The 19,156-nt window shown below is 73.3% G+C and carries 20 protein-coding genes; 14 read left to right on the top strand and 6 right to left on the bottom strand.

What is annotated here, in order from left to right; all coding sequences use genetic code 11:
- Window positions 1-14 precede the first annotated feature (14 nt).
- The 13 genes from CG736_RS19225 to CG736_RS19165 all read left to right on the top strand — a co-directional run bounded on the left by CG736_RS19225 (window position 15) and on the right by CG736_RS19165 (window position 12,093).
- Window positions 15-620 carry an NUDIX domain-containing protein gene (locus CG736_RS19225; RefSeq protein WP_232734068.1) on the top strand — a complete coding sequence of 202 codons (606 nt, stop codon included), beginning with the start codon at window positions 15-17 and terminating at the stop codon, window positions 618-620.
- Window positions 621-671: 51 nt separating this feature from the next.
- Window positions 672-1,403 carry a phosphoribosylaminoimidazolesuccinocarboxamide synthase gene (locus CG736_RS19220; protein WP_100587427.1) on the top strand — a complete coding sequence of 244 codons (732 nt, stop codon included), beginning with the start codon at window positions 672-674 and terminating at the stop codon, window positions 1,401-1,403.
- The gene (locus CG736_RS19215; RefSeq protein ID WP_100587426.1) at window positions 1,390-2,106 is read left to right on the top strand and encodes an SDR family oxidoreductase; all 717 of its coding nucleotides are present in this window, start codon (window positions 1,390-1,392) and stop codon (window positions 2,104-2,106) included. The genes CG736_RS19220 and CG736_RS19215 overlap by 14 nt, the downstream gene beginning before the upstream one ends.
- 23 nt (window positions 2,107-2,129) lie before the next feature.
- Window positions 2,130-3,374, top strand: coding sequence for a hypothetical protein (locus CG736_RS19210; RefSeq protein WP_157815640.1), 1,245 nt, complete (start codon window positions 2,130-2,132; stop codon window positions 3,372-3,374).
- Entirely contained in the window at window positions 3,371-3,787 is a 417-nt protein-coding gene (locus tag CG736_RS19205) for a hypothetical protein (protein WP_100587424.1), read from the top strand. The genes CG736_RS19210 and CG736_RS19205 overlap by 4 nt, the downstream gene beginning before the upstream one ends.
- Window positions 3,788-3,802: 15 nt before the next feature.
- A complete protein-coding gene (locus CG736_RS19200) occupies window positions 3,803-5,011 on the top strand; it encodes an MFS transporter (RefSeq protein WP_100587423.1) in 1,209 nt (402 codons plus the stop codon).
- The gene (locus tag CG736_RS19195; RefSeq protein WP_100587422.1) at window positions 5,008-6,849 is read left to right on the top strand and encodes a Cof-type HAD-IIB family hydrolase; all 1,842 of its coding nucleotides are present in this window, start codon (window positions 5,008-5,010) and stop codon (window positions 6,847-6,849) included. The genes CG736_RS19200 and CG736_RS19195 overlap by 4 nt, the downstream gene beginning before the upstream one ends.
- Before the next feature lie 17 nt (window positions 6,850-6,866).
- Window positions 6,867-8,222: a cation:proton antiporter gene (locus CG736_RS19190; RefSeq protein WP_232734067.1), complete on the top strand. Its 1,356-nt coding sequence runs from the start codon at window positions 6,867-6,869 to the stop codon at window positions 8,220-8,222.
- Window positions 8,223-8,262: 40 nt separating this feature from the next.
- Entirely contained in the window at window positions 8,263-9,099 is an 837-nt protein-coding gene (locus CG736_RS19185) for an S-methyl-5'-thioadenosine phosphorylase (protein ID WP_100587420.1), read from the top strand.
- A 139-nt stretch (window positions 9,100-9,238) separates the two neighbouring features.
- A complete protein-coding gene (locus tag CG736_RS19180) occupies window positions 9,239-10,069 on the top strand; it encodes a hypothetical protein (RefSeq protein ID WP_229847594.1) in 831 nt (276 codons plus the stop codon).
- Between the two features lie 29 nt (window positions 10,070-10,098).
- On the top strand, window positions 10,099-10,704 hold the full coding sequence (locus CG736_RS19175) for a histidine phosphatase family protein (protein ID WP_100587419.1): 606 nt from the start codon (window positions 10,099-10,101) through the stop codon (window positions 10,702-10,704).
- A gap of 47 nt (window positions 10,705-10,751) precedes the next feature.
- A complete protein-coding gene (locus CG736_RS19170; RefSeq protein WP_100587418.1) occupies window positions 10,752-11,312 on the top strand; it encodes a cupin domain-containing protein in 561 nt (186 codons plus the stop codon).
- Window positions 11,313-11,316: 4 nt separating this feature from the next.
- The gene (locus CG736_RS19165) at window positions 11,317-12,093 is read left to right on the top strand and encodes an SDR family NAD(P)-dependent oxidoreductase (protein ID WP_100587417.1); all 777 of its coding nucleotides are present in this window, start codon (window positions 11,317-11,319) and stop codon (window positions 12,091-12,093) included.
- A gap of 43 nt (window positions 12,094-12,136) precedes the next feature.
- On the opposite strand, the gene CG736_RS19160 is transcribed toward CG736_RS19165, so the two are convergent.
- Together CG736_RS19160 and CG736_RS19155 are read right to left on the bottom strand one after the other, a co-directional pair.
- Window positions 12,137-12,841, bottom strand: a complete 705-nt coding sequence (locus tag CG736_RS19160) for a response regulator transcription factor (RefSeq protein ID WP_100587416.1) — start codon at window positions 12,839-12,841, stop codon at window positions 12,137-12,139.
- Window positions 12,842-13,218: 377 nt separating this feature from the next.
- Window positions 13,219-13,692 (bottom strand): nucleoside-diphosphate kinase, encoded by a 474-nt coding sequence (locus tag CG736_RS19155; RefSeq protein WP_229847615.1) that lies wholly within the window; start codon window positions 13,690-13,692, stop codon window positions 13,219-13,221.
- 675 nt (window positions 13,693-14,367) lie between these two features.
- Between CG736_RS19155 and CG736_RS19150 the strand changes: the two genes are divergently transcribed.
- Window positions 14,368-14,805, top strand: coding sequence for a DUF190 domain-containing protein (locus CG736_RS19150; RefSeq protein WP_157815639.1), 438 nt, complete (start codon window positions 14,368-14,370; stop codon window positions 14,803-14,805).
- Between the two features lie 66 nt (window positions 14,806-14,871).
- On the opposite strand, the gene CG736_RS19145 is transcribed toward CG736_RS19150, so the two are convergent.
- From CG736_RS19145 to murJ, 4 genes are all read right to left on the bottom strand, one after another.
- Window positions 14,872-15,609, bottom strand: a complete 738-nt coding sequence (locus CG736_RS19145; RefSeq protein ID WP_369880223.1) for an isocitrate lyase/phosphoenolpyruvate mutase family protein — start codon at window positions 15,607-15,609, stop codon at window positions 14,872-14,874.
- A 50-nt stretch (window positions 15,610-15,659) separates the two neighbouring features.
- Window positions 15,660-16,283, bottom strand: coding sequence for a DsbA family protein (locus tag CG736_RS19140; protein WP_100587414.1), 624 nt, complete (start codon window positions 16,281-16,283; stop codon window positions 15,660-15,662).
- Window positions 16,284-16,516: 233 nt separating this feature from the next.
- The gene (locus CG736_RS19135) at window positions 16,517-16,846 is read right to left on the bottom strand and encodes a hypothetical protein (protein ID WP_100587413.1); all 330 of its coding nucleotides are present in this window, start codon (window positions 16,844-16,846) and stop codon (window positions 16,517-16,519) included.
- Window positions 16,847-17,047: 201 nt separating this feature from the next.
- Window positions 17,048-19,090 (bottom strand): murein biosynthesis integral membrane protein MurJ, encoded by a 2,043-nt coding sequence (gene murJ / locus CG736_RS19130; RefSeq protein ID WP_232734066.1) that lies wholly within the window; start codon window positions 19,088-19,090, stop codon window positions 17,048-17,050.
- Between the last annotated feature and the right edge of the window lie 66 nt (window positions 19,091-19,156).

The following is a 19,156-nucleotide window of genomic DNA, read 5'->3' as shown; positions in this document are numbered from 1 at the left end:
ACGGTCGCGCGAGCGTGACCGGGTCGTCGGGCGCCGCCTCCGTCCGCGAGGTGGAGACGGTGCTCGACGACTGGCTGGCCGTGCGCCGGTACACGCTGGACGTGCCCGGAGCCGACGGGGGGACCCGTCGGCTCCACCGGCTGAGCGTGGGCCGCGGCGACCGGGCCGCGGTGCTGCTCGGCGACCCGGACCGCGGGACGGTCCTGCTCACCCGGCAGCTCCGCCTGCCGGTGCTGGTCCACGGCGGAGCGGCGACGCCGGGCGACGGACGGCTGATCGAGCTGCCCGGCGGGCTCACCGACGGCGCCGACCCCGCCGAGGCGGCCCGCCGGGAGGCGGAGGAGGAGACCGGCTACCGGGCCGGCGAGCTCACCCGCCTGGCCACCGTGTACCCGGCCCCCCAACTGAGCACCGAACGGCTGCACCTGTTCACCGGCGAGTACCGCGCCGACGACCGGACCGGCCCGGGAGGCGGCGTCGCCGCCGAGGGCGAGGACATCGAGGTCCTCGAACTCCCCCTGGCCGAGGCGGTCGACCGGCTGCTCCGGGAGCCCGCCGCCGACGCCAAGACACTGCTGCTCGTCCTTCTCGCGCACCACCGGCACACCCGTCCGGCCTGATCGGACGCCCGCCGCCCGCACCCACACCCACGACCGAGGACAAGGGGTCCGATGCAACCCTCCGCCCTTCCGAGCGACCAGGAACTGCAGGCGATTCGCGAACAGCGCGAGCCCGACATCCAGGGGCGCAGCAAGCGGCTCTGGCTGCTCCCCGACGGCCTGTGCATGGTGGAGATGATCCCCAGCCTGCGGAGCTTCACCTACAGCCGCGACGAACTGGTCGAGGAGACCGGCCCGTTGCGCCTGGACTTCTACGAGCGGGCGGCCGCCCGGCTGGAGAAGGCCGGCATCCGCACCGCCTTCGTGCGGCGGCTGGGCCCGGTCAGCTACCTGGCCGAGTACCACCCGGCCCCGCCGTTCGAGGTGATCGTCAAGAACCGCGCGGTCGGCTCCACCCTGGTGAAGTACCCCGGACTGTTCGAGGAGTACGAGCCGCTGCCGCGCCCGGTGGTGAAGTTCGACTACCGGGTCGACCCGGAGGACCAGCCCATCGGCGAGGACTACCTGCGGGCGCTGGACCTGCCGGTCGACGAGTTCCGCCGGCTGGCGCTCGGGGTGAACGCCTCGCTGATCGAGTGGCTCGACTCGGTGCAGGTGTGGGACTTCTGCGTGATCTTCGGCCTGGACGGCGGACAGCCCGTCCTCATCTCGGAGATCTCGCCGGACTGCATGCGGCTGCGGCACGCCGACGGCTCCTCCCTCGACAAGGACCTCTTCCGCCGCGGCGCGTCCGCCGAGGAGATCACCACCGCGTGGCGGAGGCTGCTGGATGAGCTCGCCTGAGCAGTCGGCCGGTGACCGGGTCGCCCTGGTCACCGGCGCCAACCGGGGCACCGGGCTGGCGATCGCCGCGGAACTGCACCGGCGCGGGTACCGGGTGGCGGCCCTCAACCGCACCCCGGCGGGGCAGGACTGGCTGTCCGAGGTGATCTGCGACCTCGCCGACCCGGCCGCGCCGGAGCGGGCGGTGGCCGAGGTGCTCGAACGCCACGGACGGCTGGACGTCTGCGTCGCGAACGCCGTGGTCCGCCGGATCGCCACCGTGGGCGAGCTCTCCGCCGAGGACTGGGACGAGTCCGTCGCAGTGAACCTCACCTCGGTGTTCCGGCTGGTGCAGGCCACCCTCCCGGCGCTGCGCGCCAGTTCGGGCAGCTACGTGGTGATGGGCAGTCACGCCGGCACCCGCTGGTTCGAGGGCGGGTTCGCCTACGCCGCGACCAAGGGCGCGCTCAAGGCGCTGGTGGAGACCCTGCTGCTGGAGGAGCGGCCGAACGGGGTGCGGGCCACCCTGCTCAGCCCCGGCGCGATCGCCAACCGGGCGGCCGACGACACGCCGCTCAAGATGACCACCGAGTCGGTGGCCCGCTGCGTCGGCTACCTGGTGCAGGATCAGCCGGTCGACCTGGTCTACGGCGAGGCCGAGATCCGCCCCGCCCGGCTGGGCGAGCCGCAGGTCGCCGGCCTGGACCGACTGCAGTACGTGTGATCACGCCCGACGAGGAGCCGGTGTTGACGCGAACCCTGATCTCCGACACGGCGTTCCACCTGGAACGCGGCTCGGGCCCCGGCAGCCGGGTGCTGGTGGTCGGGGACGGCGCCGGCGCCTCGCAGGCCGCCGCGACCGCTCCGGGCACGGTCGCCAGACCCCGGATGCCGCTGCTGACCGAAGTGATCCGGGCCCATCCCGCCGGCCCGGCCCGGCTGGTGGTCGCGGCCGACCTGAGCGGGGAGAGCGCCTCCTTCCTCAGCCACCTGCGGGCACTGGCGCCGGACCTCGACCTGGCCGCGGTGGTCACCACCGTCGCGGCCGCCGACTCGTCGGTGCGCGGCGCGATCGGCAAGGACGTCCCGCTGCTGGTGCCCGAGCGGCCCTCGGACATCGGCCGCGCGGCGGTCGAGTACGCGAGCCGGGCGGCGCGCCGCACCGCGGACCCGGTGATCGTCCAGGGCCCGGTCGGCCAGGCGGTGACGGGCCGCGAGGCCGGCCTTCCCGGGGAAGGGCTGCGCGGGGTGGTCGAGGGCGCGTCACCCGGCGACGGCCGCCACCGCTGGGCGGCCGGCCGGCAGCCGGAGCTCCCCGTCTACCGCACCGCGGGCAGTCCGCTGGGGGCGCTGGTGAGCCGGCCCGCCGGGGTGGCGATGGCGTACGGCCTGGAGTCGGTGCTGCGCCGCCGGCTGGCCCGGACGGTGGCGAAGTCCCGGGTGCTCCTCGTCGGGTACGAGGGCGGGGCGCCGTCCGCGGCCGCGACGCTCCACACGCTGGGCGCCACGGTCGGGGTGCACGACCCCGATCCGATCCGGGCGTGCGCGGCCGCCATCGCCGGCCACCGCACCCTCGGCCACCAGGAGGCGCTGCGGTGGGCGGACGTGGTGGTCGACCTGACCGGCGAGCTGGTGTGCGACGCGACCGCCCTGAACGAACTGAAGGACGACAGCGTGGTCCTGACGCCGGAACCGGGCTGGTGCACCGCGCCGCCCGGGCCGCTGCCCGGCCTCGCGATCACCGAGACCTACGAGGGGCTGACCGTCTGCCGGACGGCACGCGGTTCGCTCCACCTGCTCTCCGGGCTGTGCGGCTCGCCCGACGGGGGCGAGCTCCCCGGGCCGCTGCACGACCTGGTGAGCGCCGAACTCTATCTGTGCGTGCGGGAGTTGGCCGCAAGGCCGCACCGGCGGGGCTTCCATCACCTGGGCGCCCGGGAGTGTGCGGACCTGGCACATCGTTGGTACCAGATCTATGGGGTGGTGTGGTGAACGGCTCGGTGTCCGAGGCGGTCGAGGTCGAGTGGGAGCCGGGGCGCGGCCGGCTGCGGGTGCGGGTCGGCGGACCGCCGGTGCGGCCCGGCGCCGACGAACCGTCACCCGCGGAGTTCGTCGCGCCGGTGGTGCTGGTCCTCTCGGAGGACAGCACCCCGCTCGACGTGGAGGTCCGCGGCCTCCCGGCGGACGCCGTCCGGCGGCTGTCCCCCTACAGCTCGGCGCGGCACCGGGCCCCGGCCAGTGACGTCGTGTCACTGGACTACGAGGCCGGCTGGCTCTGGGTCCGGCTGGCCGAGGGCAGGGCCGCCCGGCGCCTGCACGGAACGGCCGGCGTCCGGCTGGCGCCCGGCGACGGCTTCGGCGGGGTCGACCTGGACTTCCGGCCGGGCCCGGCCGCGGCGAACTGAGACGAGAGCCGGCCGATGACGCACGCCTACCGGGACTGCCTGGGCAGCCCGCACGCCAAGTACCTCTTCACCACCAACCTGCTGGGCCGGCTGCCCAACGGCATGGCCCCGCTCGGCATCGCCATCTTCCTCCGCTCGCACCACTTCGGCTTCGGCACGGTCGGCCTGATCACGGCGCTGTACGGCCTCTCCACGGCCGTCGGCGGACCGCTGCTGGGGCGCGCGGTGGACCGGTTCGGCCAGCCCGCGGTCCTCGCGCCCAGCGCGCTCGGCTCCGCCGCGGGCCTGCTCTGGCTGATGGCGTCGGGCGGCCGGAGCGCGGCGGCCGCGGCCGGGGCGGTCTGCGTGGCCGGCCTGTTCTCCCCGCCGCTGGAGCCCTGCCTGCGCACACTGTGGCCGAGCATGCTGGCCGACCCCCGGGCGATCGCCGCCGCCTTCGCGCTGGACGCCTCGCTCCAGGAGGTGGTGTTCGTCAGCGGCCCGCTCCTGGTGGTGCTGACCTCGGCCGTGCTCTCGCCCGGGGCGGTGCTGCCGCTGACGGCGCTGGCGATGCTGGTGGGCACGGCGGGCTACCTGCTGCCCGAGCCGGTGCGCCGCTGGCGGGCGGAGCCCCGCCGTCCCGACTGGGCGGGGCCGCTGCGCTCCTCGGTGCTGCGGCGGCTGCTGCTCACCCTGGGCTGCATCGGGATCGGACTCGGGGCGCTCAACATCGCGATGGTCGCCTACCAGGAGCACGTCGGCCGGCCCGGCCTCTCCGGCGTGCTGCTCGGCGCGAACGCGCTGGGGGCCCTGATCGGGGGCCTGGTGTACGGCGCCCGGAGCTGGCCGCTGCCGGTGCCGCGCCGCCTGGTGCTGCTGCTGGCCGCCTCGGCGGTCTGCTACCTGCCACTGGTGGTGGACGCGCCCCCGCTGCCCACCACCGTCCTGGTCTTCTGCGCCGGACTGTTCCTCGCCCCGATCCTGACCTGCGGGTTCTCCATCATCGGCGAGGTGGCCCCGCGGGGCACCGCCACCGAGGCCTTCGCCTGGATGGTGACGGCGGTGCTCACCGGGAACGCCGCCGGCTCGTCGCTGGCCGGACTGACGCGGCAGCAGGTCGACCTGTGGGCCGTCCTTCTCATCCCCGGCCTCGCCATGCTCGTCGCCACGCTGGCGGCGACCACGGTGGGGCGCGGGCCGACCGTACCGACCGACACCGCCTCACTGGAAGTGATGAACCGATGAACCGCCTGGTGATAGTCAGCGATCTGGACGGTACGCTCCTCGACCCCGCCGGCCGGGTCACCGACCGGACCCACGCCGCCGTGCGGGCGGTCACCGAGGACGGCCACATCTTCGTCGTCGCGACCGGCCGCCCGGTGCGCGACGTCCGGCCCGTCGCCGAGGCGCTGGGGCACCGCTCCATCGCGATCTGCGGCAACGGCTCGATCTCCTACGACTTCGCCCGCGACGAGGTCGTCGACTACCGTCCGCTCTCCCGGGCGGCGGCGGCCCAGGCCCTGACCGAGATCCGCCAGGTGCTGCCGGAGGTCGCGTTCGGCGCCGAACGCCGGCTCGAACTGGTCCTGGAGGACGGATTCGACCTGGACCCCGCGCTCTGCGGGGAGGCCGTGCGCAGCGCCCGACTGGAGGACGCCCTGGACGACCGCGGCTTCGGCAAGCTCATCGTCCAGGCGCCCGGCACCGCCCACGACTACTACCGGACGCTGCGCGAGCGGCTGCCGAGCAGCTTCGAGGTGACGGTCTCCACCGCCGCGTTCTGCGAGGTGACCCGGGCGGGGGTCGACAAGGCGACGGCGCTGACCCGGCTGGTGCGCCGGCTCGGCGTCGAGCACTGGGAGACCGTCGCCTTCGGGGACATGCCCAACGACCTGCCCATGCTCGCCTGGGCGGGCACCGCGGTCGCCGTCGCGAACGCCCACCCGGACGTGCTGGCCGTGGTCGGCCAGGTGACCGCCGCCAACAGCGACGACGGGGTGGCCCGCCACCTCGAACGGCTGACCGTGACCGCGACCCCTCCGCCGACGAAAGGTCGACCCGCCATGGACGTGGCTCTGCTCGGGACCCGACGGGGCGCCACGCACGCCCGGTGGCTCGTCGGCGCCCCCGACCTCCGGCTGACCGCCGTCGCCTGCGCCGCCGACCGGGAGTCGGCCCGGCGGCTCGCGGCCGCGCTGGCCCCCGCGGCCGCGGTGACCGACGACGCGCCCGCCCTGCTCGCCGCCCGCGAGTCGGGGCTCGTCGTGGTCGCCACCCCCACCGACACCCACGACGAACTGATCGAGGCGGCCCTGGAACGCGGTCTCGGCGTCCTCTGCGAGGCGCCGCTCGCACCGAGCGCCGCGCGGGCCCGCAAGCTCGCCGAGCGCGCCGCGGACAGCGGCGCCGACGCCTTCGTGTCCTTCCAGTGGCGGGAGAACGCCGCCGTCCGCGACCTCCGGGACGCCCTCGCGGACCGCAGGCTGGGCGAACTGCTCACCCTGGAGATCGACTTCCACGACGACTCGCAGGCGAGCCCGGCGGCCGCCTCGCCCTGGCGCGAGCGCCGGGAGCTGGCCGGCGGCGGGGCGCTGGCCGAGCTCGGGACCCACGCCTTCGACCTGCTGCGGTTCACCACCGGGGCCTTGGACTGGGCGGTCGAGTGGGGCTGGACCGAACAGCTCCACGCGCAGCGCATCGGCGCCGGCGGCCCGGTGCCCACCGACGTCGACGACCTCGCCCAGTGCTGGCTGCGGGCGTCCGCCACCCGGGCCCGGGTGGCGGTGTCCCGGATCAGCGCGGGCCACCGCCGGCTGGAACTCTTCGCGCTGGGCAGCCTCGGCAGCGCGCGCCTGGTGGCCGACCCGAGCGACGGCTCCGCCGTCCTCACCTTCCGCGGCGGCTCGCGCACCGCCCAGCAGACGTACGCCCCCGCCACCATGAGCCCCTACCCGCGCCTGGCCGGCGCCCCCGGCGCCCGGGCCGACCTGGCGACCTTCGAGGACGGGCTGGCGGCCGCCGAACTGGTCGAGCAGGCCGTGCGGTCGGGCAAGCAGCACACCGACTCGACCGTGGGGGAGTAGCCGTGTCGCCGAGAACCGTGGACGTCGCGCACCTCCTGATCGCCCTGGTCGCGCTGCTGGGCGCGGCGCACATCGGCGGGTACCTCTTCAACGCGATCCGGCAGCCGCCGGTGATCGGCGAGATCCTCGGCGGCCTGTGCCTCGGCCCGACGGTCCTCGGGCAGCTCGCCCCCGGGGCGCAGCACTGGCTCTTCCCGTCCACCGGTCCGACGCCCGGCGTCCTCGGCGCCCTTTACAACATCGGGCTGCTCCTCCTGGTCTATCTGACGGGGATGGAGATGCGGGGACGACGGGCCAGGACCGAGCGCCGGACAGTGGTCTGGGTGGCGGTGTCCGGGCTGGTGCTGCCCTTCCTCTTCGGGCTGCTGGTCGCCACGGCGGTCGATCTGAACGGCCTGGCCGGGCCGCACGGGTCGCCCGCCACGCTGGCCCTGGTCTTCGGAATGGCCGTGGCCATCACGAGCATTCCGGTGATTTCCCGGATCATGATCGATCTGGGCGTCATCGACACCGCATTCGCCCGAATAGTCCTCGCCGTGGCGGTCGTGGAGGACATTCTCCTCTATGTGGTCCTGGCGGTCACCCTCGGCATGGCGCAGGCCCGGACGGGAGATTCCTACGGTCTTCCGAAACTCCTCGGGATCGACACCGTCGGGGAATCGGTGGCGTATTTCACGATCGCTCCGCTGATATTCATGCTACCGTTTGCCTGGCGCGGTCGAATGCTGTTCGACAGGCTGGCGTCGGCGCGTTTCAACCTGATCGAGGGCCGCGCCCCCGCGGCTTTCCGCATGATCCTGGTGTTCGTGATGTGCGTCGCCGCCATCGGCCTGGGGATCGACCCCGTGTTCGGTGCGCTGATGGCCGGGCTCTGCGCTTCCGGCGGGGCCCGGGAGGGTGCGAATCCGCTGCCGGCCGGGGGCGGGGGTTCCGGGGCGGCGCTCAGGGAAATGACGCTGGCGTTCTTCGTTCCGGTGTATTTCGCCATCGTGGGGCTGCGGCTCGATCTCGCCCGCCATCTCGACCCGGTGTTCTTCTGCTGGTTCCTCGCTTTCGCCTGCACCGTCAAATCGATCAGTGTGTGGCTGGGCGCGCGGCTCGCCGGGCAGGACAATTCCTCGGCGGCCAACATCGCGATCGCCATGAATGCGCGGGGCGGCCCGGGGATCGTCCTCGCCTCCACCTCCTTCGCCGCCGGCGTGATCAACGAGAACCTCTTCACCGCGCTCGTCCTGCTCTCCCTGGTCACCTCGCAGGCGGCGGGCGCCTGGCTCGGCAGAATCGTCCGGCGGGGCCTGCCGCTGACCGTCCCGGAAAAGCCTCGCCCGCAGGAATCGGACGAGGCGGAGGACGCCGCGCGAATTCCCGCATGACTCGGACGCAACAGTTCCAGACGACTCCTTGGGGCATTTGATGAGTGACAGTGACGGCGCCGCGATCGGCGTCATCGGCGGATCGGGCTTCTACTCCCTCCTCGACGGCATCACCGAGGTGGCGGTCGACACCCCGTACGGCGCGCCGAGCGACAAGCTGCTGATCGGGGAGCTGGCCGGCCGCCGGGTGGCCTTCCTGCCGCGCCACGGGCGCAGCCACTCGCTCCCCCCGCACCGGATCAACTACCGCGCCAACCTGTGGGCGCTGCGGGCGGTGGGCGTGCGCCAGGTGGTCGCCCCCTGCGCGACCGGCGGGCTGCGCCCCGAGTTCGGCCCCGGCACCCTCGTGGTGCCCGACCAGCTGGTGGACCGGACGTACGGCCGCGAGCAGACCTTCTACGACGGCGAGCCGCGGGCCGACGGCCTCCGCCCCAACGTCGTGCACATCCCGCTCGCCGACCCGTACTGCCCCGCCGGTCGGCAGCAGGCGGTGGCGGTCGCCCGCCGGGCCGGCTGGGAGCCGCAGGACGGCGGGACCCTGGTGGTCATCCAGGGGCCCCGCTTCTCGACCCGCGCCGAGTCGCGCTGGCACGCGGCGCAGGGCTGGTCGGTCGTCGGCATGACCGGCTACCCCGAGGCGACCCTCGCCCGTGAACTGGGCCTCTGCTACACGTCCATCGCGATGGTCACCGACCTCGACGCGGGCGTGGAGGTCGGCGAAGGGGTCACCCACGAGGAGGTCCTCAAGGTCTTCTCGGAGAACATCGAACGCCTGCGCACCGTGATCCTCGACCTGGTGACCGAGCTCCCCGCGGAGCGGAACTGCCTGTGCAGCAAGGCCCTCGACGGCGTGGACACCGGCCTGCCGCTCCCCTGATCCGCAGGCGCCCCGAGTCCGAAGGCACCCCCTGATCCGACAGCACCTCCGAGTCCGAACGCACCTCCGAAGGCACCGACGTCCGACCCACCACGACCCCGCCCCGGGAGACCGGGACACGAGCAGAGGAAGTGACATCGTGACCACCACGCCCAAGATGCCGGAGAACGAGGCCGTCTACACGAAGAAGGGCGACTTCGTGGTGTTCAACCAGCTCGCCCTGAAGATCGAGATGGACGCCGTCTCCAACGAGGCGTACTACGCCTGGCTGGACGACATGGCCGCGACCATCGGCGACCTGGTGCCGGGCGCCCAGATCGCCGAGAAGGAGAACGCGCGGGTCACCCCGCCGCTCAACACGGCGATCTACTACGACACCGAGGACTTCCGGATCCTGCGCACCGGCGCGCTGCTGCGGACCTCGTGCAACAAGATCACCCACGCCTTCTGCGCCTTCAAGGCCGCGCAGGACGAGAACCACGTCCGCAAGGACCACCGGTACGTCTTCGACGGCGAGGAGAAGCGCACCATCCAGGGCGCCCCCGACTCGCCCGAGGCCGTGGCCGTCGTCAAGCGCCTGCTGGCCCGCACGGACATCGAGCACCCCGGCCGGCACCTGGAGGAGAACTACGGCATCCCGCCCCAGGAGCTGTTCCCGGCCCTGAAGCTGGACGACTACCGGTACACGTTCTTCGTCTGGCTGGACAAGCGCGACGCGCTCCGGTGCAGCATCGACCGGGCGTTCGTCAGCAACCTGCGCCTCCCGGAGGCCGAGCGCGAGGTCAAGCCGGTCAGCGAGGTCGAGCTGGCGATCTACCCGCGGATCGACCCCGAGGTGGCCAAGGACCCGCGGGTGGTCGACCTGATCAAGACCCTCTCCGAGAACCTCTGCGCCCGGTTCGACACCCGGGTCACCGCGGACATCAAGTACCAGCGGTCGGCCAAGGCGCTGGGCATGGGCGGCCGCTGAGGCGACGGCGGGCGGACGGAGGGCGCGGCATGAAGATCTACCTGGCCCGGCACGGGCAGTCGACCTGGCAGCTCGAACCGAGCGACGACCTGGACACCCCGCTCAGCGACACCGGGCACCGGCAGGCACAGCTGCTCGCCGCCTGGCTCGCCGACCACCCGGCCCTCGACGGCAAGGGCCGGCTGGAGGTCGCCGCCCTCCGCACCAGCCCGCTGAAGCGTGCGCAGGAGACGGCCGGCTACGTCTCCCGGGCACTCGGCCTGCCGGTCGAGATCCAGCCCACCCTGACGGAGGCCCCGTTCCACGTGGTGGAGGAGCTGCCCCGGGCGCCGGCCCCGTTCGAGCCGGTGCCCGCCGGGTACCGGCTCCCGGAGCGCTACCTCCGGTTCCGGGAGCAGGCCGAGGAGGCGCTGACCGAACTCGCGGAGCTGAGCGGGCAGGTCGGCGGCCCGGTGCTGGCCGTCACCCACGGCGGGTTGATCAAGACCCTGCTGCGGGTGGTCGCACAGACCGATCTGACGTGCTTTCAGATCTACAACAGCGGTATCGTGGCGCTGGATTGGAAGAACGGGCGGTGGCGCCTGCTCCACCTCAACCTCTGGGACCACCTGCCCCCCGATCTCCGACTGACCTGATCCCCCCTGCCCCGCCCCGGGGCCGGGCCCGGCCACCGGACGGACGCATGACCGACAGTCAGAAACCCACGGCCGCGGCGCTCGCCGAGCTCTTCCGGCTGAGCCCTATGCCGCTGGAGGGCGGTCTCTTCCGCCGCACCTGGTCCGGTGCTCCGCAGGACGACGGGCGGGCGGCCGGGTCGGCGATCATGGTGCTGCTCTCGGCGGAGGACGACACGTTCTCCGCCATGCACCGGCTCCCCGGCGACGAGGTCTGGCACCACTACTTGGGCGCACCGGTCGAGTTGGTCCTCCTGCACCCCGACGGCGACGCCGAAATCGCGGTGCTCGGGCCGGACGTGCTGAACGGCCAGCAGGTCCAGCTGATCATCCCGGCCGGCACCTGGATGGGCGGATCGGTGGCCCCGGGCGGCGACTGGTCGCTGTTCGGCTGCACCATGGCGCCCGGGTTCGTCGCCGCCGACTACGAGGGCGGGGAGGCCGACGACCTCTGCGCCCGCTACCCGCGGCTGGCCGACCGGATCCGGGCGCTCTGCCGCCCGGGGCAGCCGCTGCGCCACCCGGCGGACGCCTCGCCGGACCTCGTCGTCGACGGACCGGAGGGCTGAGCCCGTGACACCCGCCGCTGCGCTTCCCGACCTGAGCGGTCAGGTCGCCCTGGTGACCGGCGCCGGGGGCGGGATCGGCCGGGCCATCGCCCGGCAGTTCGCGCTGGCCGGCGCGAAGGTCGTGGTGCACTACCGGACGGCGGCGGCTGGCGCCGGAGCCGTCGTGCGGGCGATCGGGGACGACGGCGGCGAGGCGTTCGCCGTCGGCGCCGACCTGGGCCGGGAGGACGAGTGCCGGCGCCTGGTGCAGGCCGCGGTCGAGCGGTTCGGCCGACTGGACGCCCTGGTCAACAACGCGGGGCTGCAACCCACCCAGGACCTCGCCGGCATGGAACTCGCCGACTGGCGGGCCGTGGTGGACACCAACCTGAGCAGCGTCTTCTCCTGCACCCAAGTGGCTGCCGCCGTCATGCGCGGACAGGACGGGGGATCGGTCACCCACATCGCGTCCATCGAGGGCACCCAGCCGGCCCGGCGGCACGCGCACTACGCCTCGTCCAAGGCGGCGATCATCATGCACGCCAGGGCGGCCGCGCTGGAGTACGGCGAGGCGGGAGTCCGGGTGAACAGCGTCTCGCCCGGGCTGATCGACCGGGACGGCCTCGCCGAGGACTGGCCCGAAGGCGTGGAGCGCTGGCAGCGGGCCGCACCGCTCGGGCGGCTCGGCCGGGCGACCGACGTGGCCAATGCCTGCGTCTTCCTCGCCTCACCGCTCGCCGCCTGGATCAGCGGGCACAACCTGGTCGTCGACGGCGGAGTCTCGGCTCGTCCCACCTGGTAGCCGCACTTGTGAACGACCGGAACCAGGCGGGACGGGCCGGGACTCAGGGGGCCGAGACGATGCCGAGGTCGACGGCGGCCAGGGCCATCTCGGTCCGGTTGCTGCAGTCGAACTTCACCAGCAGGTTGGAGACATGGCGCTTCGCGCCGTGGATGGAGATGCCGAGCGAGCTGGCGATCTGCTGGTTGCCCTGCCCCTGCACCAGGAGGGTGAGGACCGCGCGCTCGCGTTCGGTGAGTCGGCCGGGGCTGCGGAGGTTCCCGGACCGGCCGCGTTGGGCGATCAGTTCACGGGCCATCGAGGCGGGCAGCGGCATTTCGCCCCTGATCAGCTTCTCGAAGGTGTCCTGCAGGTCGGCGACCGTGAGGTCGGAGCCGAGCAGGTAGCCGTCCGCGGGTTGGGCGATGGCCTGGATCAGGCGTGCGCGCTGTTCGTTGGGGAGGGTGATCAGCAGTTTGGTCCGGCTGCGGTGGTGCGGCAGGACCGGCCCGAGGGTGTCCACCCGGGAGCTCAGGGGCAGCACGTAGACGTCGAACTGCTCGTTGTCCGGCAGGTGCTGTGCCTCGTCCGCCCCGCGCAGCACCCTGGCCCGGCCGATCGCCGGGACCTGTCCGAGCAGGGTGGGCAGGCCGTAGTAGGAGATGTCGTCGTGCGCGAGCCAGAGGACCGACAGGCCACCGGCGCGTGGGGCGCCCTGGCCTGTCGGTTCCAGCCCGGGCTGGACGTTGTGTGGTGTTGGGTAAGACACGTGTCCCTCATCGTCCTGGGGATGACCAAGCGCTTTCCGGTGAGTGCACTTGGTGGACGCCGACTGGTGGTTGGCCGGTGGTTCGGCAGGGCGACTTGCCCGCGCGCGGCCGGTCGGGCCGGCGCGCGGCGGTCGGGAGCATGCGTGACCGAGGTGCGCATGCCCGCGACGGGGCGGGGCTCGCGGCTGACAGCTGGGGCTGGTGCGGCAGTTCTGCGGGCCGGTGGACCGGAAGAGTCGTCATGTCACACCCACCACTGCCACACCCCCGGCGTGTTCGCGTCAAACACCCACCTTGTGACGATCGTTACACCATCCGTTATTACGCGCAAGAGCGACACAGGATCCACACGGGGCTCCCGGCGGCTCGGCTCGACTCAGCGGCTGAAGGCTCCGGCCGCCGTCGGATAGTCGAACATCTCCCCCTTGTCGAACCAGAGTTGGATCTCCTGCTCGGCCTCGGCCCGGTTCGCCGACGCGTGGACGAGGTTGGCGACGCCCTTGCCGGTGGCGGCCGTCGCGGACGGGCTGTGGTGCGAGAAGTCGCCCCGGATGGTGCCCGGGGCCGCCTCGCTCGGGAAAGCGCCGCCCAGCATCTTCCGCAGGGTCGTCACCACGTCGAAGCCTTCGAGCGCCAGCGCGATCACCGGCCCCTGCTGCATGAACCGGGCCGTCATCGCGTAGACCTCCGCCCCGTGCCGCTCCGCCAGGTCGAAGTAGTGGCGGCGGCAGAGATCCGCGTCCATCCACCGCATCTTCGCCCCGACGATCCGCAGGCCGGCGTCCTCGAAACGGGCGATGATCCGGCCCACCAGGCCGCGGGTCACGGTGTCCGGCTTGAGCAGGACCAGGGTCCGCTCGACGGCTGGCGCCGGAGCGTCCCCGGCCGTCCGGGGATCCGCGGCGCAGAGGTTCTGGTTGGCGTACGCGGACTCGCCGGTGACCTCGCGCCCGAACCAGGCCGGCGGCACGAACTCCGCGGCCGCCGCGGAGTCCGCGAACTCGACCTCGACCGTCATCAGGCCCGCCAAGTGCCCTTCGAACACGTCGAGATGGGCGACGCCCTCCGGGAGGGCGATCGCGCTGCGCCGCTTGGCCACCCGGGCGCCGTCGGTGGCCGGCCAGAGCTCCTCGAACTGGGCCGGCGTCAGCGGGGATTCGTACTCGATGCGCTCAAGTCCGCTGCCCTGCTTGACGGTGACGCTGAACTCCGCGCCCTGCTGCCGCACCCGGACCTCGGCGACGCCGGTCCCGCGGGCGAGGTAGCCCTGCCGGACGGGCACCGGGTCGGCCGTCGCCGCCTGCTCGGGAAGGGACGTGACCAGGAACTTCCGTTCGATCTCGATATTCACGCGGCGATCCTCTGCCAGGGACGCGCCGTCGGAGTAGGTGCACCTGAGGCCTGCACCTTCGAGCTGCCCGATGGTGCACCTCCCATGGTGCACTTGCCCTCCCGGGGCGGGCTGACGAAGCATGGAAGACACCGTTCCGGCATCCGGCAGGGTGGCCGCTGGCAGGGAGGGGCTGTGCGACCGTTGGAACCGACCGCCGAGGACGCCGGTCACCCGAACACCTGGACCACATCGCCGGCCACCCGCCTCACCATCTCCTTCCCCGACGGAACTCTCTGGCGGCGCACCCCGCTCGGCCACGAGATCGTCCGGCGCGCCAAGCAGGCCGGAATCGGGTACGCCCACGCCGTCCGGGCGGTCGAAGGCATCGGCCCGGACGGACGCCTCCACAGCACGCGGCTGCTCAGCCTGACGGACGCCGTCCCGATCGTCGTCACCGTCGTCGACAGCCCCGCCGGGATCGAACGCTTCCTCGACGAACTGGCGGAGATCACCGGCCGGGCGACCGTGGTGATGGACGAGGTGCGCCTCGTCGCCTTCCCCGCCGCGGCCGATGCGCCGGACCGCCGCCCCCGCAGCGCGCTGTCCGCGCCGCGTGGGGACCACGACTGAGACGGCCGCACACGCCGCAGGCCCTCCGCCCGGCTCGGGCGGAGGGCCTGCGGCGTCCGGGCGCGGCTACTGCGGGGCGATGCGCCGGGCCAGGACGGCGAGATCGGCGGCGTCGCGCTGCTGGAGCGAACCGCCGTAGCTGACCCGGGAGGCGCCGAGGGCGCCGAGGTGCGTGGGAGTGGTGGTGTCCAGGTGGCAGAGGGCGTTCAACGGGCGGGGAATGCCGGCGGCCAGCTCGGGGAGCAGGTCCGCGGGAGCGAGGATCGGGTAGATCACGTCGACCCCCGCGTCGATGTACAGGGCGGCGCGCTTGACCGTCGACTCCACCGAGCGGTCGCCGAACAGGAAGGTGTCGACCCGGGCGTTCAGGACCAGGCGGTCGCCGGCGGCGGCCCGCACCTGGGCGAGCCAATCGGCATGCCGGTCCGGGTCCTTGAGCTGCCGGGTGGCGGCGACGGAGTCCTCCAGGTTGCAGCCGACGGCCCCGGCCTCCAGCAGCCGCTCGACGATCTCGGCCGGGGCGAGCCCGTAACCGGCCTCGATGTCGGCGGTCACCGGGACGTCGACCGAGCGGACGATCCGCCCGACTGCCGCGAACATCTCGTCGGCGGGGGTGTCCTCGCCGTCCCGGTGGCCGAGGACGGCGGCGACCGCCGAGCTGGAGGTGGCCAGGGCGGTGAAGCCCGCGTCCGCGAACGCCCGGGCACTGACCGCGTCCCACACGTTCGGGAGGACCAGCGGATCCGAGGGCTCGGGGCGATCGTGCAGGGCCAGGAACTCTCCGGCGCTCATGGCGGTCGCCATCAGGGGGTCTCCTCTTCCTCGTCGATACGGTCGATACGGGTGTCGATGCGTCAGTCGAAGTTGAGCGACCCGGTGCGGGTGCGCTTCAGCTCGAAGAAGTCCGGGAAGCCCGCCAGGGCCCGGGCGCCGTCGAAGATGGCGACGGCCTGCTCGCCGCGGGGGATCGAGTTCAGCACCGGCCCGAAGAACGCCACCCCGTCGATGTGGATGGTCGGCGTGCCGACGTCCTCGCCGACCGGGTCCATGCCCTCGTGGTGGCTCTTGCGCAGCGCCTCGTCCCACTGGTCGGTGTCCGCGGCGGCGAGCAGCTCCGCGGGCAGGCCGGCCTCGGCGAGGGCCTCGACGGCGACGGCCCGGAAGTCCTTGTTGTCGTGGTTGTGGATGCGGGTGCCCATGGCCGTGTACAGCGCCGGGAGCACCTCCTCGCCGTGCTGAGCCGCGGCGGCGGCGCAGATCCGGGTGAGGGAGAGCGAACGGTCGATCAGCTCGCGGTACCAGTCGGGGAGGTCCCGGTTCTCGTTCAGGACGTACAGGCTCATCACCCGGAACCTGAGGTCCAGCTCCCGGAGCTGCTGGACCTCCAGGATCCAGCGCGAGGTGATCCAGGCGAACGGGCAGGCCGGGTCGAAGTAGAAGTCGACCTTGGCAGGGGTCTGAGCGGTGCTGGGGGTCACGCGGGGTCTCCGGTCTCCACTGCGGCGAAGGCTGCGCCTGCGCCGTTCGACAGCAATCGGACAACGAAGCCTACGCCGCGGCGAGTTGACGTCCCATTGTTTTCCGACCGGCAGCTTCGGCCCGGGAGATCCGCGGTGTTTCGCCCGCCGGGCACCCGGACGGGGGTGTCGGGCCGCTCGACCTGCTCGGCGCCCGGCCGGCCGGTCCGGCAGTCCGGCGCTCGGGCGGGCGGTCAGCTCCGCGCGCGGGCCGGCAGCATGCCGAGGGCGATCCACGGATCCGCCTCGCAGCGCACCGTCGCCCAGCCGGCCAGCGGCCCGCCCGGCTCCACCAGCGCGTCCGTGCCCGCCCGCAGCGCGCGCTCCGCGTCCAGCAGCGACGGGGCGGTCAGGAAGCACACCGCGGCCAGCCCGTCCGAGCCGTACAGCACCCGGGCGTGGCACACCTGGGCCCCGTCCAGCGGCAGCTGCATCAGGGCCAGCCGCACCGGACCGGCTCCGGCCTCCGTCGCGGGGCCCGGGACGGGCCGCGGCGGGATCAGCTCCAGGCGGATCGCGTACATCCCTCCAGCGTGACAAACCCCGGCCCCCGCCGGACCTCGTCGCAGGTGACAGATATCCGCCTGGCACGAAAATGACAGTCGCCCCGGCCGCTTCACGGGTCGCCGCCCCCGCCCGCACCGGGCTCGCCGGTGGCGGCGCCCGTCAGTGCGCCGTCGGCCCGGAACGCGGCCCGGCGGCTCGATGCCGCCGCAGGGCGTCGGCTACCGCCGGTGCTTGCCCCCGCCGGCCGGCGCCGGCGTCGGGTACGGGATCCGCAGCTTGCGGGCGAACGGCGCCACCGACGCTCCCACGCCCAGCGGACGGGCCAGCACGAACAACGACAGCAGCACCGCCAGCGAGCCCGCCGCCAGCCCCACCAGGCTGCCGAACAGGCTCGCGCCGAACCGGCCCGCCAGCCAGTGCGCGGCGAACGCGCCCGGCAGGCACGCCACGATCAGGCCCAGGTGCAGGGTGACCAGCCGGAAGCCCTCCAGGCCGCTGCCGCGCCGCCCGCGCCGCACGCCCAGGTCCACGGTGGCGTTCGCACCCGGTGCGAAGGCGTCGGTGCGCAGCACCATCGTCGAGTCCAGGTCCGCGCTCGCCGGGGCGGGCGCGGCGGCCGGGGGAGCGCCCTTCGCCAGTCGGCGGCCCAGCGCGACGCCGGTCACCACCACCGACAGGACGGCGGCCGCGGTGTGCGCCACCGCCATGCCGATCACCTTGTTCTGGAGCGGCAGCGTCTCGTACGCCACCCAGCACAGCGCGGCGTTCGTGCCCGTGGACACCAGCGTCAGCCAGAACGGCGTCCTGGCGTCGCCCATCGCGTAGAAGCCGCGGGCCAGGCCGTACTGGGCGCAGAAGGCGGGCAGGCCGATGGCGAAGGCCATCAGCAGCAGGCCCACCACCATGGCGTCGTCGTGCACGGTCCTGCCGGAGCCGTAGCCGTACGCGGCCATCGCGATCTGCGAGCCCAGCGCGAAGAACAGCACGGCGGCGGTCACCACCATCGCGGCCGAGGAGCGCAGCACCGCCGACAGGTCCTCGCCGATCTTCCGGTAGTCGCCCGCCGTCGCGGACCGCGCCATGCTCGGCAGCAGCGCCGTCACCAGCGACACCGTGATCACGCCCTGCGGGACCACGAACAGCGCGTAGGCGTTGTTGTAGGCGGAGAAGCCGCGGCCGCCCGGGATGCCCGCGTCGTGCGCCGCCTGGCCCGCGCCGGTGCTCAGGCTGGTGATCACCGCGAAGGACAGCTGGGTGGCCGCCACCAGGGCCAGTGCCCAGCCCGCCGCGCGCAGCGGCCGGGTGAGGCCCGCGCCGCGCCAGTCGAAGCGCGGTCGGAAGGTGAAACCGGCCGAGCGCAGCGAGGGCAGCAGGGCGGCGGCCTGCACCACGATGCCCATGGTCGAGCCGAGGCCCAGCAGCAGCGCGTCGCTGCTGCTCACCTCGTCGGCCTGGTACGCGTGGTGCCCCATCGCCAGGTAGCCGCCGAACACGCCGATCGCCACGACGTTGTTCAGGACCGGGGTCCACATCATCGCGCCGAACCGGTCGCGGGCGTTCAGCACCTGCCCGAGCAGGGTGAACACGCCGTAGAAGAAGATCTGCGGCAGGCAGTAGCGGGCGAAGGTGACCGCCAGTTCGTGCTGCACCCCGTCGAAATTGGAGTACAGGTCGACGATCTGCGGGGCGAACAGCCAGGCGCTGAGCGTCAGCACCACCAGGATCGTCCCGCACAGGGTCAGCAGCCGGTCGGTGTAGGCCTGGCCGCCGTCCTTGTGGGTCTGCATCGCGTGCACCAGCTCCGGCACGAACACCGAGGCCAGCACACCGCCGATCAGCATCATGTAGACGATGTTCGGCAGCGAGTTCGCCACGTTGAACGCCTCGCCGGCCGGGCCGGTGGTCAGCGCCGCCACGATCACCGCGCTGCGCACGAAGCCCAGCGCGCGGGACGCCAGCGAGCCCAGCGCCATGATCAGGCCGTTGCGGGCGGTGGACGCGGCGGGCTTGGCGGCCCCGGGCTCCGGGGCCGGTTCCTCGCCCGCCCGCGGCGGCGGCACCGGTACCGGTGCCGGGGGCTGCGGCGGGGGCGGCGGGTAGCCGACCTGCTCGTACTGGTCGTACTGGTCGGGGATCCGGCCGAGCTGCATGGTCGGCGGGTCCTGCGGGAGGTACGGGCCGCCCTGCTGCGGGTACGGGCCGCGCTGCTGGGCGTACGGATCGTACGGGTCGGTCGGGCCGTCCGCGGTGTGCATGGTCATCGGACCCCCCGTCGATCGGTGCCCGTCCGGCGTTGCGTGGGAAAAGTTCAGGAGAAGTGCGGGAGA

Origin of the sequence: Kitasatospora sp. CB02891 (assembly GCF_002803145.1) — a bacterium.
Classification (GTDB): domain Bacteria; phylum Actinomycetota; class Actinomycetes; order Streptomycetales; family Streptomycetaceae; genus Kitasatospora; species Kitasatospora griseola.
Note: the sequence above shows the minus strand (reverse complement) of the source record. Positions and strands in the feature narration are given on the sequence as shown.